The organism is Sphingobium soli, from assembly GCF_020782245.1.
Classification (GTDB): domain Bacteria; phylum Pseudomonadota; class Alphaproteobacteria; order Sphingomonadales; family Sphingomonadaceae; genus Sphingobium; species Sphingobium soli.
Genome location: NZ_JAJGNP010000005.1, coordinates 95,787 through 108,538, shown reverse-complemented (window position 1 = coordinate 108,538; position 12,752 = coordinate 95,787). Strand labels below are relative to the sequence as shown.

General features: G+C 65.4%; 16 protein-coding genes. 5 read left to right on the top strand and 11 right to left on the bottom strand.

Translation table 11 applies throughout. The annotated features are described in order from the left end of the window. Positions 1-18: 18 nt before the first annotated feature. The 4 genes from rfbB to modB all read right to left on the bottom strand — a co-directional run bounded on the left by rfbB (position 19) and on the right by modB (position 3,302). A complete protein-coding gene (gene rfbB, locus LL253_RS08655; protein WP_009820892.1) occupies positions 19-1,089 on the bottom strand; it encodes a dTDP-glucose 4,6-dehydratase in 1,071 nt (356 codons plus the stop codon). 162 nt (positions 1,090-1,251) lie between these two features. After that, positions 1,252-1,830, bottom strand: a complete 579-nt coding sequence (locus LL253_RS08650; protein ID WP_228226929.1) for a hypothetical protein — start codon at positions 1,828-1,830, stop codon at positions 1,252-1,254. A 160-nt stretch (positions 1,831-1,990) separates the two neighbouring features. After that, positions 1,991-2,608, bottom strand: a complete 618-nt coding sequence (locus LL253_RS08645) for an ATP-binding cassette domain-containing protein (RefSeq protein ID WP_228226928.1) — start codon at positions 2,606-2,608, stop codon at positions 1,991-1,993. Beyond that, positions 2,598-3,302 (bottom strand): molybdate ABC transporter permease subunit, encoded by a 705-nt coding sequence (gene modB / locus LL253_RS08640; RefSeq protein WP_228226927.1) that lies wholly within the window; start codon positions 3,300-3,302, stop codon positions 2,598-2,600. Before modB ends, LL253_RS08645 begins: the two co-directional genes overlap by 11 nt. A gap of 128 nt (positions 3,303-3,430) precedes the next feature. On the opposite strand from modB, the gene LL253_RS08635 reads away from it, so the two are divergent. Beyond that, on the top strand, positions 3,431-4,177 hold the full coding sequence (locus LL253_RS08635; RefSeq protein WP_228226926.1) for an HAD-IIB family hydrolase: 747 nt from the start codon (positions 3,431-3,433) through the stop codon (positions 4,175-4,177). 3 nt (positions 4,178-4,180) lie between these two features. Here the strand turns inward: LL253_RS08635 and modA are convergent, their stop codons facing one another. Then, entirely contained in the window at positions 4,181-4,951 is a 771-nt protein-coding gene (gene modA / locus LL253_RS08630; RefSeq protein WP_228226925.1) for a molybdate ABC transporter substrate-binding protein, read from the bottom strand. Between the two features lie 117 nt (positions 4,952-5,068). On the opposite strand from modA, the gene LL253_RS08625 reads away from it, so the two are divergent. Further along, the gene (locus tag LL253_RS08625) at positions 5,069-6,721 is read left to right on the top strand and encodes a molybdopterin-dependent oxidoreductase (protein WP_228226924.1); all 1,653 of its coding nucleotides are present in this window, start codon (positions 5,069-5,071) and stop codon (positions 6,719-6,721) included. Here LL253_RS08625 and LL253_RS08620 read toward each other — a convergent pair. Both LL253_RS08620 and LL253_RS08615 read right to left on the bottom strand, forming a co-directional pair. Then, the gene (locus tag LL253_RS08620; protein ID WP_228226923.1) at positions 6,691-7,869 is read right to left on the bottom strand and encodes a glycosyltransferase; all 1,179 of its coding nucleotides are present in this window, start codon (positions 7,867-7,869) and stop codon (positions 6,691-6,693) included. The genes LL253_RS08625 and LL253_RS08620 overlap by 31 nt on opposite strands. A 57-nt stretch (positions 7,870-7,926) precedes the next feature. Beyond that, positions 7,927-8,490 carry a helix-turn-helix domain-containing protein gene (locus LL253_RS08615; protein WP_009820900.1) on the bottom strand — a complete coding sequence of 188 codons (564 nt, stop codon included), beginning with the start codon at positions 8,488-8,490 and terminating at the stop codon, positions 7,927-7,929. A gap of 98 nt (positions 8,491-8,588) precedes the next feature. Between LL253_RS08615 and LL253_RS08610 the strand changes: the two genes are divergently transcribed. Beyond that, positions 8,589-9,044, top strand: a complete 456-nt coding sequence (locus LL253_RS08610) for a DUF6456 domain-containing protein (RefSeq protein WP_228226922.1) — start codon at positions 8,589-8,591, stop codon at positions 9,042-9,044. Positions 9,045-9,054: 10 nt separating this feature from the next. Here LL253_RS08610 and LL253_RS08605 read toward each other — a convergent pair whose 3' ends face one another. The 4 genes from LL253_RS08605 to LL253_RS08590 are packed head-to-tail and all read right to left on the bottom strand — an operon-like array spanning position 9,055 to position 11,777. Continuing rightward, positions 9,055-9,597 (bottom strand): NUDIX hydrolase, encoded by a 543-nt coding sequence (locus LL253_RS08605; protein ID WP_228226921.1) that lies wholly within the window; start codon positions 9,595-9,597, stop codon positions 9,055-9,057. Then, entirely contained in the window at positions 9,594-10,271 is a 678-nt protein-coding gene (locus LL253_RS08600; RefSeq protein ID WP_228226920.1) for a TPM domain-containing protein, read from the bottom strand. Before LL253_RS08600 ends, LL253_RS08605 begins: the two co-directional genes overlap by 4 nt. Next, positions 10,271-11,116: a TPM domain-containing protein gene (locus LL253_RS08595; RefSeq protein WP_228227015.1), complete on the bottom strand. Its 846-nt coding sequence runs from the start codon at positions 11,114-11,116 to the stop codon at positions 10,271-10,273. Before LL253_RS08595 ends, LL253_RS08600 begins: the two co-directional genes overlap by 1 nt. A gap of 58 nt (positions 11,117-11,174) precedes the next feature. Beyond that, complete coding sequence (locus tag LL253_RS08590; protein WP_009820905.1) at positions 11,175-11,777, bottom strand: LemA family protein; 603 nt, start codon at positions 11,775-11,777, stop codon at positions 11,175-11,177. A 103-nt stretch (positions 11,778-11,880) separates the two neighbouring features. Between LL253_RS08590 and mscL the strand changes: the two genes are divergently transcribed. Then, on the top strand, positions 11,881-12,324 hold the full coding sequence (mscL, locus tag LL253_RS08585) for a large conductance mechanosensitive channel protein MscL (protein WP_009820906.1): 444 nt from the start codon (positions 11,881-11,883) through the stop codon (positions 12,322-12,324). A 144-nt stretch (positions 12,325-12,468) separates the two neighbouring features. Next, positions 12,469-12,738, top strand: a complete 270-nt coding sequence (locus LL253_RS08580) for a hypothetical protein (RefSeq protein WP_009820907.1) — start codon at positions 12,469-12,471, stop codon at positions 12,736-12,738. The last annotated feature ends 14 nt before the right edge of the window (positions 12,739-12,752 follow it).

Genomic DNA, 12,752 nt, shown 5'->3' with positions numbered 1-12,752 from the left:
TGCCCGGCGATTGAAGGATCAGCCAGCCAGGGCGGCGCGCGCCACCAGAGGACGCCACCAGTCCTGATTGTCCAGGAACCAGTTGAGCGTATCGGCAAAGCCCTGTGGGAAATCGCGCGAAGGTTCATAGCCCAGTTCGCTGCGGATCTTCGTTTCGTCGATCGCGTAGCGGCGATCATGGCCCTTGCGGTCCTGCACATAGGTCATGAGTTCGGCCGACGGGCGGCCGTGGGCGGCCGGCGCATCGGGAAATACCGACGCGAGTGCGGGATTGCGCGCAAAGGCTTCGTCAACGCCGCGACAGATTTCCTTGATAACCTCGATATTGGGCAGTTCCTGCCCGCCGCCGACATTATAGGTCTCTCCGATCCGGCCCTTGCGCATGATCAGTTCGATGCCGATGCAATGATCTTCGACATGCAGCCAGTCGCGGATATTCATGCCGTCGCCATAGATGGGCAGATTCTTGCCCGACAGCGCATTGAGCGTGAAGAGCGGGATCAGCTTTTCGGGAAACTGGTAGGGACCATAATTGTTCGAGCAATTGCTGGTCGTCGTTTCCAGGCCATAGGTGTGGTGATAGGCGCGCACCAGATGGTCCGACCCCGCCTTCGATGCGGAATAAGGCGAATTGGGAGCATAAGGCGTGGATTCGCTGAACGCGGGATCATCGAGTTCCAGCGTGCCATAGACTTCGTCGGTCGAGACATGATGGAAACGGTGGGGCCGGCCGGTGCCCTTGTCGAGCCAGGCGGCCTTGGCGGCTTTCAGGAGGCTGTGGGTGCCGATGACATTGGTGGTGACGAAGGCGTCGGGGCCCGTGATCGAACGGTCGACATGGCTTTCGGCGGCAAAGTGGACGATGGTGTCGACATCGTGATCGGCAATGAGTTGCGACACAAGCGCGGTGTCGCAGATGTCGCCTTCGACCAGGGAAACGTCCGGTACGTCTGCAATGTTGGCGGGGTTGCCCGCATAGGTCAGGGCGTCGAGCACGACGATCCCGTCATTGGGCGACACCTTGCGCCAGTGGCGGACGAAATTCGCGCCGATAAAGCCTGCGCCCCCGGTAATGATCAGATTGGCCATGTGCCTTCTCTTTCGCTCCCTAGCTGATCCGCGCGCCGCCGATGGACGCAGGGATGATATGAAGATCCGCTTCGTCCAAGCGGTATATATATGTCGACCGGACTTCGCACTTGCCGCAAAGTCGCGCTATTCGCAATCATGCTATCGGCGTTCGGGCGAATATCACCCGACCGCAAGCATCGCCAAACCGACGCCCAATTGGCGGCCATCATTGGCCGTACCGAAGGATAGGGGAGAGAGGGGCGCTTCGTGCACCATCTGCAAGACAACGTCACCGTTGCCGATGCATGAGGGGGGCAAGCGAAGTTTGATCACCTGCTCCACAGATCCCAATTGGTGGCTCCCCAGAAAATAGCCATTGGCGGTAAAATCGACGTGGGGCCGTGTTTTCCCGATCGGTTGAAAGGCGCGAAGGGCCATGCTGACTGTCACATAGCCGCCGCGCCATCTGTCCAAGGCGAAACGCAGCGCGTGGAGGGCGTCACGTCCCCATACACCCCAAGCTTCGCGCTCATGCCAACAGTCGGCCAGGTAGACATCCGGATCAGGTTGGCCACCCTTCGTCGGCTTGGCAAAGTAAATTGGCAGATTTCTGGGAATGACAGGGAAGCCGGCGGTCGACCATTGTATGGCGGAATCAGGCTCGGAAGCATGGTCCAGCCTTCGTGCAAAAGTTTCGGCTACGAGCAGTTCCAGGCCGTGCTGAATGCGATCTAGTCGTCCCAGGCTTTCACCCATCATTCGCTCTAGAGCGCGCAACCGTCTTTCGATGTCGGCGTCTTTTGGAGGCGACTTGCTCTGATTGTCGGTCGGAGGGCTCAGTGTGACGGCTTTCTGCTGTGATCGCGATCCTGATGGCGGGCAAAATGGGCGCTGTCACGGTGTTTTTGTGCTGGCGACCTCATCCTTCGGGCATTTCGACGATGCGATCGGCCAGCCGTTCCGCTTCGCGCAGATCATGCGTCACATAGAGAATGGGCAGGCGCAATTCGTCGCGCACGCGTTCGATCAGGTGCAATATTTCCGCGCGGCGAGCGCGATCGACCCCCGTCAGCGGTTCGTCCATCAGCAGGAAGCGGGGGGCGGAGAGGAGGGCGCGGCCGATGGCGACGCGCTGCGCTTCGCCACCCGACAGAGTGGACGGCATGCGGTGGAGCAGGTGGCCGATGCCCAGAAAAGCCAGCACGTCCTCTTCCGACAGCGCGCCGCCCGGACGGCGACCGTAGCGCAGGTTTCGATCCACGCGCATATGCGGAAACAGGCGCAGGTCCTGAAACAGGTAGCCGGCATGGCGGTCTGCGGCTGGCCGGTCGATGCCGCTCGCGCTGTCGAACAGCGTTTCGCCATCGATGCGGATATGGCCTTCATCGGGGGCGAGCAGGCCGGCAACCATGTTGAGGATGCTGGTCTTGCCAACGCCCGATGGGCCGGTCAGCGCGATCAGGCGCGCGTCGGCGATGTAGTCGAGCGCGATGGTGCGGTCGCCTAGGCGGCGGCGCAGGCGCAGGTCAAAGGACATGGGGCATGCGTCCCTGCGTCGCGCGGCGGGCGAGCAGTTCCGAGATCAAAAGCGCGCCCAACGACAGCAGCACGGAAATGATCGCAAAGCGGCTCACGGCGGCTTCGGCGCCGGGCACCTGAAGCGCCGCATAGATGGCGATGGGCAAGGTGCGGGTTTCGCCGGGAATGTCGGATACGAAGGTGATAGTCGCACCGAATTCCCCGATCGAACGCGCGAAGCCCAGCATCGCGCCGGCAAAGATGCCCGGCAAGGATAGCGGCAGCGAAATGGACAGGAAGCGGCGCAGCGGCGAAGCGCCCAGCGTCTGCGCCGCCTGTTCCAGCCTCCGATCGACCGATTCGATCGACAAGCGCATCGCGCGCACCATCAGCGGCATCGCCATGATAGCAGCGGCCAGCGCCGCCCCGGTCCAGCGAAACAACAAGGTGACGCCGAACCATTGGTCGAGCCGGCTGCCGATCGGACCGTTGATGCCGAACAGCAGCAACAGCAGCCAGCCGGTGACGACCGGCGGCACGACCAGAGGCAGATGCACCAGCGCGTCAAGCAGCAGCTTGCCCGGAAAGCGCCAGCGCGCCAATATCCAGGCGAGTGCGAAGGCAATCGGCAACATGACCGCTACCGCGACCAGGCTGACCTTCAACGACAGGCCGATGACCGTCCAGTCCTGCGGTGACAGGGAAAAATCCATCGCCGGTGGTTGGGCGATTGCCGTTCGCGCGTCAAGCAAGCGCAACTATAGTTAGCGCGGTTGCACTGCATCGGCGCGCTGGTGTAGCGCGCCGGGCGACGACACGCCCGCATGGATGGGACAGCGCCATGAAATCACTGATTGCCTTCGACCTTGATGGAACCCTGGCGCTGAGCAAGCAGCCGCTGGAATCGGATATGGCCGAGGCGCTGGCCGACCTGCTGACCGTCGCGCATGTTGCGGTCATTTCGGGCGGCGACTGGCCGCAATTCGACAAGCAGGTGGCGAGCCGTCTGCCGGCGCGCACGGACCGCTCGCGCTTGTGGCTGATGCCGACGACGGGGACCAAGCTGTATACATATGGCGCGGATGGCTGGTCGGCCGTCTATGCCGAATTGTTCGATGCCGCGCAGAAAGCGAAGATATTGGCGGCGTTCGACGCGGCGTTGGCCGCGACTGGGTTCATGCCCGAGCAGACTTGGGGCGAGAGGATCGAGGACCGGGGCAGCCAGATCACCTTTTCCGCGCTGGGCCAGCAGGCGCCCATCCACGCCAAGGAATCGTGGGACCCCGATTTCGCCAAGCGCAAGCTCATTCAGGCCGATCTGCGTCAGCGCCTCCCCGGCCTGTCGATCAACATGGGCGGCGCGACGTCCATCGACATCACGCGCGAGGGCGTGGACAAGGCCTATGGCCTGCGCAAATTGCGCGATGCCAGCGGGATCGCGCTGGACGCGATGATGTTCATCGGCGACGCCATCTTTCCGGGTGGCAATGACTATCCGGCCAAGCAACTGGGCCTGGACACGGTGCGCGTGCGCGACCCGCAGGAAACGCTGGCGGTGATCGCCGCCATCATCGCCTGCCAGAAATAAGGCTTACGGCGCGCTGAACCCATAACGCGCCAGAATCGCGCGGCCAGCCGAGGACAGGAGAAAGCGGCGGAATCCCTCCGCATCGTGGTGGCGGCTGCCGGTCAGGCGGGCAAGCGGATAGCGGATCGGCGGATGGCTGCTCGGCGGGAAGGTGCCGACGATCGCCACGCCATTGCCGGCGCGCGCGTCGGTAGCGTAGACGATGCCGAGCGGTGTCGCGCCGCGTTCGACCAGCGCCAGCGCGGCGCGGACATTGTCGGCACGCGCGACTTTGGCTGCGACCGAGGGCCAGACGCCGAGCGCGGTCAGCGCCGCCTTGCCATATTTGCCCGCCGGCACGCTGTCGGGATTGGCCATGGCAAGGCGGCCACGGCCCAAAGCGCGCGCGATCGCCATGTTGCGGCCGATACGCAGCGACACGCGCCTGTCGGCCGGGCGGACCAGGACCAGCCGGTTGCCGGCAAGGTCCGCGCGCGTGCCGCGCTTCACGAAGCCGGCCTTTTCCACATCGTCCATCCAGTCTTCGTCGGCGGACAGGAACAGGTCGGCGGGGGCTCCGGCGCGAATCTGCCGTGCGAGCGCGGAGGACCCTGCAAAGGAGAGGACGGGGCGCGGATGGCCGCGTGCGGCCCAGGCATCAGCCGCAGCGGTCATCGCCTCCTGCATGCTCGCGGCGGCCAGTAGCAACGGCCCGCGCTCCTGCGCGGCGGCGGGCGACAGGGGGGCGAGCAGCAGCGCGAGAAGCGCGAGGATACGGAGCAAGGGAATCGACATGCGTGCACTGTGTCGATGCGGGGTCCGAAAGCAAGGCAGGCGCCTCCACTTTTGTCCGGGCGCGGCATCGGCTAGGACCCGGGCCATGACCGTTCGCCGCAGCGATATCGCCTGACCATGGCCATTGTGCGAAGCCTGTGTGGGGAATGTGCCGTGGGCTGCGGTATTCGCGCCGTGACCGGCGAGGAACGCCGCCTGCACCTGGAGGGTGATTCGGCGCATCCGGCCAATGGCGGATTGCTGTGCGCGAAGGCGAAACGGCTGCGCGATGGCTGCGCGCTCGACGGGCGATTGCTCCATCCGCTGGTGGAGGGACGCAGGCAGGGCTGGGAGCGGACGATCGCGCTGCTGGCGCGGCGGCTGGCGGCGGTGTTGTCGCGCCATGGTCCGGGCAGCGTGGTGCTGCATGTCGGTGGCGGGATGCCGACCGAGGATTATTATGTCGCCAACAAGCTGATGAAGGGCTTTTTCGGGTCCGCGCATATCCATGCGCCCTGGCGCGGCGCGATCGATCGGTTGCACCGCGCGGCCTTTGGCGAGGACGTCATGCCGGCGAGTTTTGAGGATATCGGCAGCGCAGGCCTGATCCTGATGATCGGTGACGCACTGGTGACGGATCATCCCGTGCTATTCGACCGGGTGCAGGCCATGCGAGCGGAAAGCGGCGCGCGCCTCGTGCTCGTCGCGCCGGCCGGGGACGGGGACGGGCTGGACGTGGATCTGCACTTGCCCGTGGCGCAAAAGGCCATCGCGCCCTTGCTGCGCGGATTGCTGCTGCATGTCCATGATGCCGGCATGGGTCAGGCGGATGGGCGCCCGCCCGCACTGGCCCCGCCCGATTTCTGGCAATCGCTGCGCCCGGGCCATGACATCTGGTCGGTAGCGCGGACATGCGGGCTGTCGCCGCAAGGTGTGCGCGATTTCTATGATCTGTGGGCATCGCAGGATCGCGCCTTGTCGCTGTTCAGCGCAGAGGATGCGGCGATCTCCACTGCGATCCTGAACCTGCATCTGGTGACAGGGCGGATCGCCCGGCCGGGCGCGGGGCCGTTCGCGCTGGGGCGGGCGGCGAATGGGATGGGCGCGCGCGAGGTTGGGTGCCTGGCCGACACTTTGGCGGCGCATCGGGATTTTACGCCCGACAGCATTGTCGATGCGCAACGTTTCTGGGGCGCGCGCACCATGGCGCAGGCACCTGGGCTGGAGGGCGAGGCGCTGTTGCAGGCGATCCGCGACGGGGCTGTGCGCGCGCTGATCAGCATTGGCGACGAAGCAGGCGCTATGGACTGGCTGGCGCAGGCGCGGTCGGGCGTCGCCCTGTCGATCCGCGCCAGCACGTACGCGGACGCGGTGGCGGACGGGTGGACCGCGCTGCTGCCAGCTCCGGTCGGGATAGAGCAGGACGGGACGATGACCGCGCTTGATCGGCTGGTGAGCCGGCAGCGCCGTCTGTTCGACCTGCCGGGCGAGGTGCGATCCGGCTGGTGGATGCTGACCCGGATCGCGCAGGCGATGGGGTGGGGCGACGCCTTTCACTATGAGCGGCCGGCGGATATTTACCGCGAGCATGTGCGGTTGACCGCTTATGGCAACATCGGCGAACGGGTGCTGAATCTCAAGCGGCATGCGCCTATTTCCAACCCGGCCTATGCCGAACTCACGCCCTGGCGCTGGGGCGAGGTGCCGTTCGATGACGGGCGGTTCCCGACGCCCGACGGGCGGGCGCGATTATTGCCGCTTCAGCTGTCGTCGGACGCGGCGATGGAATGAAGATGCGCGAGCAGCGCGTCGCCATTGGCCTGCCAGGTAAAGCGCAGCGCGGATTCGCGGACGGCGGCCTGCGCCGGTGGATTGTCCAGGATCGCGCGGATGGCGGCGGCAATGGCTTCGGGATCGCGCTCCACGATCCGGCCCGCTTCCGCTCGGTCGAGCAATTCGCGCGCGCCGCCCACATCGCTGATGACGATGGGCGTGCCGCAAGCAAGCGATTCGACCCAGGCATTGGCCAGGCCTTCTGATTCGGACACCAGCGCCATTACGTCCGCCGCTGCGAAAATGCGGGGCAGCTTGTGGTGGGGGACTGAACCCAGAAATCCGATCCGCCGCTCGACACCCAATTCCTGCGCCAGCGTTTCGAGCGTGCGGCGATATTGACCCTGGCCCGCGAGCAGCAGCGTCACGTCGGGCAAATGCGGCAATGCGCGCACCAGCAGGTCTTGCCCCTTGCGCGGGATCAGCGCGCCGACGCTCAGCACGACAGGGCCGTTGAAATCCAGCGCAGCCTTCGCCGCCTGCCGATCGGTGAGTTCGAACGTGTCGAGATCGACCCCGGTATAATGGACGCGGATTTTGTCGGCATCGATGCCCATGCGCGCCATCGACCGGCGCATTGCGTCAGATACGGCGAGCAGGCCGGCCGCGTCATCAGCCGCCTGGCGCACCAGCTTGCGCGTCGCGGGCTGCGTGCCCCAATGATGAATGTCCGCGCCGCGCGCCTTGACCGAATAGGGGATGCCCAGCGCCTTTGACAGGCGACGGGCGACCGGGCCGTCGGGAAAGAAGAAGCTGGCGTCGATGACGTCGAAGGGACGCTGTGCGTGCAGGCGGCGCACCAGCGGCAGGATGGCGCGCGTCATCGCGCCGACATTGGTGCGGCCGCCAATTTTCGGGATGGTGCGGAAGACCGGGCGATAGACGGTGACTTCGCGCCAGCGCTCCTTGCGCGGCAGTGCGCGCAATGCGGCATAGCCGGGGGCGAGCGAAAAGGGCCAGATTGGGATGCCCACCGGCGCGATGACGGTCACGTCCGCTTGCGGGCGGCTGGCCAGCTCGCGCGCCTGGCGTTCGACGAAGACGCCGAAATTGGGGCGGCTCATGTCCGGAAAGAGGGTCGAGAGCGTAAGGACGTTGAGTGTCATGACCCCTCTTTGGATGCACAGCTTTGATACATGGTTAAGCGCGGAGCGACCAATTGGCTAGAGACGTCGGACGAGCTGTTCGGCAACCGCCGCCCAGGGCGGATCGGTGACGACCAGCTGGCGCGTGCCGGAACCAAGCGGGAGGAGCTGCAACCGGTCGCCTTCGCGCCCGATCAGGCGACCGAACAGGAAACGGCCCGCCGGGCGCGGCAGCAATATGTCGCGGTTGAGCGCAGCGCCATAGTCCGCAGGGGCGATGCGGCGACACCAGATCGCGTCGCCGGCGCGATAATCGCCGATGCTGGCGCCGACATGCACGCCGACCATGCCATCGGACGCGATGGGCGGGGGGAAAGCGAGGGGCCGGGTCGGGGCGCGCACGCCGTCGGGGCCCAGCAATGCCGCCACGGCGATTTCGCTGTGGCCCGGCAGCGCGACCAGTTCGGCGCTGGTAACGCCCAGCGCCAGAGCGATGCGGTTCAGCCAATTGACCGAAACCGTGCGGGTGCCGGTTTCCAGCCGCCCGATGGTCTGCGCCGTGGTCGGCGGATCGCAGAGCGCGCCCACCTGTTCGAGCGTCAGTCCCTTCGCCTTGCGGACTTCACGGATGCGGGTGATCATGGCAATGTTCCGTATAACCTATTTGGTTTCCCCTTTCCTACAGATTATCCCCCATGGCAAGTCCAATCGCCTTGAAGTCCGAAGCGAGGGAGATGTCGATGGCCAGCCATGTCCAACAGATGATCGAGGATCCTGAGGGGGTTCGCCAATCGGTGCTGGTGCATATGGGCGAATCGCCGCTCGCCTGGCTGCGGTCGCGCGGGCGGCTGAGCGAGCGGCATTTCATTGCGGGCGATATGTTGCGAAACGACTGGGAGCGGGCGGGGCTGGGTGCGCGGGTCACGATGCGCTGGGACGCGGCGGCGCGGGATAGCGGGCGGCGAGGGCCAAGCCGGCCCTCTGATCCCACGCTGGCGCAAATGGCAGCGCGCGAACGGTTTGATGGCGCGATCCGGGCGGCGGGGCCGGGGCTGGCCGACATTCTCTGGCGCGTCGCTTGCGCGGGCGAAGGGCTGGCGGCGGCAGAAAAGGCGCTCTGCTGGCCCAGCCGCGCTGGCAAGCTGGTGCTGACTCTGGCGTTGGACCGGGTGGCGGACTGGTATCGGGTGCCGTGAGGGCGCGTCCTCACGCGACCATGCCGGCTCCCAGAAGCAGCAGCAGCTTCACGTCCATCGCATAGCCCTGTGCGCGCCAGTCGGCGACATGATCGGCGATGCGGTCGAGCGGCACGCGATGAACGAGAATGTCCTCTTCGGCGACGCCGCCGCCCGCGCCGGTCTTGGTGAGGCCATGGGCGCGGAACAGAGTGAAACCTTCGGACACCATGCCCGGCGAGGCGCTGAAGTCGCCCAGCCGTTCCAGCCGTTCGGGGCGATAGCCGGTTTCTTCCTCCAGTTCGCGCGCGGCGGCCAGGCTCGCCTCCTCGCCGGCCTGTTCATCGCCGACAAGGCCCGCGGGCAATTCGATGCAGCGGCGGGCTAGCGGCACGCGATATTGGTCGACCAGTAGGACGTGCCGCCCGTCAGGGGCTTCGTCGATCGCCAGGATGACGGCAGCATGGATGCCGCGCGCGCGGGAGACATATTCCCATTTTCCGCGCGTCTTGGCTGTGATGAAGCGGCCCGCCCACATGATCTCTTCGGGCAGGTCGCGGTCCGGGTCGGTCATAGTTCGATCAGCCTGTCGGGAAGTTCGTTGATATCATCGGTCGCGCGCGGAAAATGGAGCGCAAGGACGGCGCCGACCTGGGTCACGGCCGCGGCCAGCCCTTCGCCGGCACGATCCTGCCGCAGCGCATCGACCAGCGTCGCCATGGCATCGCCCCACGCATCGGGCGACACTTTTTCGTTGATGGCCCGGTCGGCCACCAGTTCGGCGCGATGTTCGTCCAGGCTGATATAGAGGAGCACGCCGGTGCGGCCGCGCGTGCGCGCTTCGGCGGCGGTCCGGAAGAGGAGGATCGCGCGGCGGCGCACGCGGCGGGCCTTGGTCGCTTTGGGCGTCACCAGCATCCGCAGCGGCATGATCGCCAGAAGATACCGCACGATAAGGAACTTAAGGATCAGCAGGCCGAGCAGCCCCGTCAGCAGCTTCCAGTCCGCCAGTTCATGCTCCCAATCGAGCAGCAGCATCGACAGGAAGGCGCGCAGCTGGGCGGGAAAGGCGGCCATCAGCGCCAGGGCGATGAACACCGCCGCCGCCGCCCAGCTCAAACCCACGTCATGATAGCTGTCGGACCGGCGGGCGACGATGGTGACGATCTCACCAGAGGTATGGGCCTCCGCCTCCGCCACGGCGGCGGACACGAGCGCATGGTCGGCCTGGGTCAGATGAAGCTGCATCACCAGTCCCCCGACGCGCCGCCGCCGCCGAAGCTGCCGCCGCCCGAAAAGCCGCCGCCGCCCCAGCCTCCGCTACCGCCGCTGCCCCAACCCGAACCGCCCGAGCCCGACCCCCAGCCGGACCCGAGCCCCGGGCCCCAGATGACGACGGGCGCGCTGCCGCCACGTCGATAACGCCGACCGCCGCGCGCCCGCGACAGCATCGGCAGCAGGATGAAGAAGACGACGAACAGGATGATCCAGAAACCGATGATCCCGCCCCCGCTGTCCTTGCCGTCGCGCGCGGCTGCTTCCGCCTTGGCCGCCTGCGCCCGCGCCTGATCGGGGGGGAGCGCGAGCAGCGTGGTTATGGCATCGACGCCCGCGTCGATGCCGCCGGCCATGTCGCCGGCCTTGAAACGCGGGGCGATGACGGTGCGGATGATCTGCGAGGATAGCGCGTCGGTCAGGATGCCTTCAAGGCCATAGCCGACCTCGATCCGCAGCTTGCGCTCGGCCGGCGCAACGATCAGCAGTGCGCCATTGCTGTCCTTGTCGCCAATGCCCCAGGCACGGCCCAGGCGATAGCCATAGTCGGCGATGTCATAGCCCTGAAGATCAGGAATGGTCGCCACGACCAGAGATCGGCCGCTGGCCTGTTTCTGCGCGATCAGTTTCTGGCTCAGCGCCTGTTCCTGCTGCGGCGTCAGGATATTGGCGGCGTCGACCACGCCCTTGTCATCGAATTTGGGGAAGGTCTGCGCCTGCGCCGCAGATGCCAGAGCGAGCAGAAGGACAGCGAGGAGCAGGAACAGCGCATGCACCTGGACCCGCCGATCCGCAGCAAAAGGACGAACCTCCGACAGGCTCAGGCCGAAAGGGTGCAGGGGCGTGGGGCTGTGCGGGGCGAAATGCACGTCCTGGTCAGTTGCCGAAATCGACCTTGGGCGCTTCTTCCGCGCCCGGCGTGGTCGCTTCGAACGGTGTCATGGGCTTGGCGCCGTGGATCAGCTTCGCGCCGATCGCGTCGGGGAAGGTGCGGATGCGCGTATTATAGGCCTGAACCGCGCCATTATAGTCGCGGATGGCGACGGCGATGCGATTTTCGGTGCCCTCGAGTTGCGACTGCAATTGCAGGAAATTCTCATTGGTCTTGAGATCGGGATAGGCCTCGACGCTCGCGAGCAGGCGCCCCAGGCCCTGGCTCAGTTGCGCCTGCGCGGCCTGGAACTGGGCGACCTTGGCGGGATCGGACAGATCTTCCGCATTGACCTGCACCGACGTCGCCTTGGCGCGCGCCTCCGTTACACGGACCAGCGTATCCTGTTCCTGCTTGCCCGCCGCCTTCACCGTAGCGACGAGATTGCCGACCAGATTGGCGCGGCGCTGATATTGCGCCTGCACGTCGGCCCATTTCGCTTTCGCTTCCTCCTCCGCTGTGGGCACGCTGTTGATGCCGCAGGCGGAAAGGGCCAGCGCACCGAAAATCGGCAGCAGGACGGAAGAAAGGCGGCGCAGCAGCGACATGGAACATCCTCGGCTTTGTTTCGATCGTGGAAATAGGACGTTGTCCTGCGCGGCGCAACGGGCCATCCTCACTTCATCATCGTCACTGCAAAGGGATATGCACATGGGGCTGATGTCCGAATTCAAGACCTTCATCAATCGCGGCAACGTCATGGACCTGGCGGTCGGCGTGATCATCGGCGGCGCGTTCGCCACCATCACCAAGTCACTGACCGACGATCTGATCATGCCGGTCGTCGGCTATGTCTTTGGCGGAGCGGATTTTTCGCGCTATTTCGTGCGATTGGGGCCCATCCCGGAAAGCTTCAAGGGCAATCCGGCCAGCTATGCCGACCTGAAGGCGGCGGGCATTGCCATGTTCGGCTGGGGCGAATTTCTGACCGTGCTGGTCAATTTCCTGATCCTGGCCTTCATCATCTTCCTGATGGTCAAGGCCGTCAATCGCCTGACGCACAAGGAAGAGGCAAAGCAGGAAGCCGCGCCGCCGCCGCCCACGCCCGAAGATATTATTTTGCTGCGCGAGATCCGCGACTCCTTGAAAAAATAATCGTTTATGCGACGAAACGAGTTGGCGGCGGGAACCATCCGGCATGCGACCGGTTGATCGCCGTCAGGGTGAGGGGTTGCCATGGCAGCCTGACGCCTTGCCCAGAGACGTCAGCCCCCGGGGGCACAACAGGAGAATAACGCCGTGAAAACCTTCGTCACTGTCCTTGGCCTTGCCAGCCTTGTCGCGCTCGCCGCGTGCGATTCCGCCAAGGAAAACCAGGTCGAGAATGCTTACGAAAATCAGGCGGATGCGCTCGACAACCAGGCTGACAATATGGAAGCCATGGCCGACAACCTGTCGGGCAACGCTGAAATGGCGGCTGAAAATGCAGCCGATCGTCTGGAGAACAAGGCCGACGCCACGCGTGAAGCCGGCGACGAAGCCGAGGACGCGGTGGAAAAGCAGCAGTAATCGCTGCCCGATCG

Bases quoted from the DNA above. Each gene is read 5' to 3' on its own strand.
- rfbB (WP_009820892.1), bottom strand. From the start codon at position 1,089: ATGGCCAATCTGATCATTACCGGGGGCGCAGGCTTTATCGGCGCGAAT.
- LL253_RS08650 (WP_228226929.1), bottom strand. From the start codon at position 1,830: ATGATGGGTGAAAGCCTGGGACGACTAGATCGCATTCAGCACGGCCTG.
- LL253_RS08645 (WP_228226928.1), bottom strand. From the start codon at position 2,608: ATGTCCTTTGACCTGCGCCTGCGCCGCCGCCTAGGCGACCGCACCATC.
- modB (WP_228226927.1), bottom strand. From the start codon at position 3,302: ATGGATTTTTCCCTGTCACCGCAGGACTGGACGGTCATCGGCCTGTCG.
- LL253_RS08635 (WP_228226926.1), top strand. From the start codon at position 3,431: ATGAAATCACTGATTGCCTTCGACCTTGATGGAACCCTGGCGCTGAGC.
- modA (WP_228226925.1), bottom strand. From the start codon at position 4,951: ATGTCGATTCCCTTGCTCCGTATCCTCGCGCTTCTCGCGCTGCTGCTC.
- LL253_RS08625 (WP_228226924.1), top strand. From the start codon at position 5,069: ATGGCCATTGTGCGAAGCCTGTGTGGGGAATGTGCCGTGGGCTGCGGT.
- LL253_RS08620 (WP_228226923.1), bottom strand. From the start codon at position 7,869: ATGACACTCAACGTCCTTACGCTCTCGACCCTCTTTCCGGACATGAGC.
- LL253_RS08615 (WP_009820900.1), bottom strand. From the start codon at position 8,490: ATGATCACCCGCATCCGTGAAGTCCGCAAGGCGAAGGGACTGACGCTC.
- LL253_RS08610 (WP_228226922.1), top strand. From the start codon at position 8,589: ATGGCCAGCCATGTCCAACAGATGATCGAGGATCCTGAGGGGGTTCGC.
- LL253_RS08605 (WP_228226921.1), bottom strand. From the start codon at position 9,597: ATGACCGACCCGGACCGCGACCTGCCCGAAGAGATCATGTGGGCGGGC.
- LL253_RS08600 (WP_228226920.1), bottom strand. From the start codon at position 10,271: ATGCAGCTTCATCTGACCCAGGCCGACCATGCGCTCGTGTCCGCCGCC.
- LL253_RS08590 (WP_009820905.1), bottom strand. From the start codon at position 11,777: ATGTCGCTGCTGCGCCGCCTTTCTTCCGTCCTGCTGCCGATTTTCGGT.
- mscL (WP_009820906.1), top strand. From the start codon at position 11,881: ATGGGGCTGATGTCCGAATTCAAGACCTTCATCAATCGCGGCAACGTC.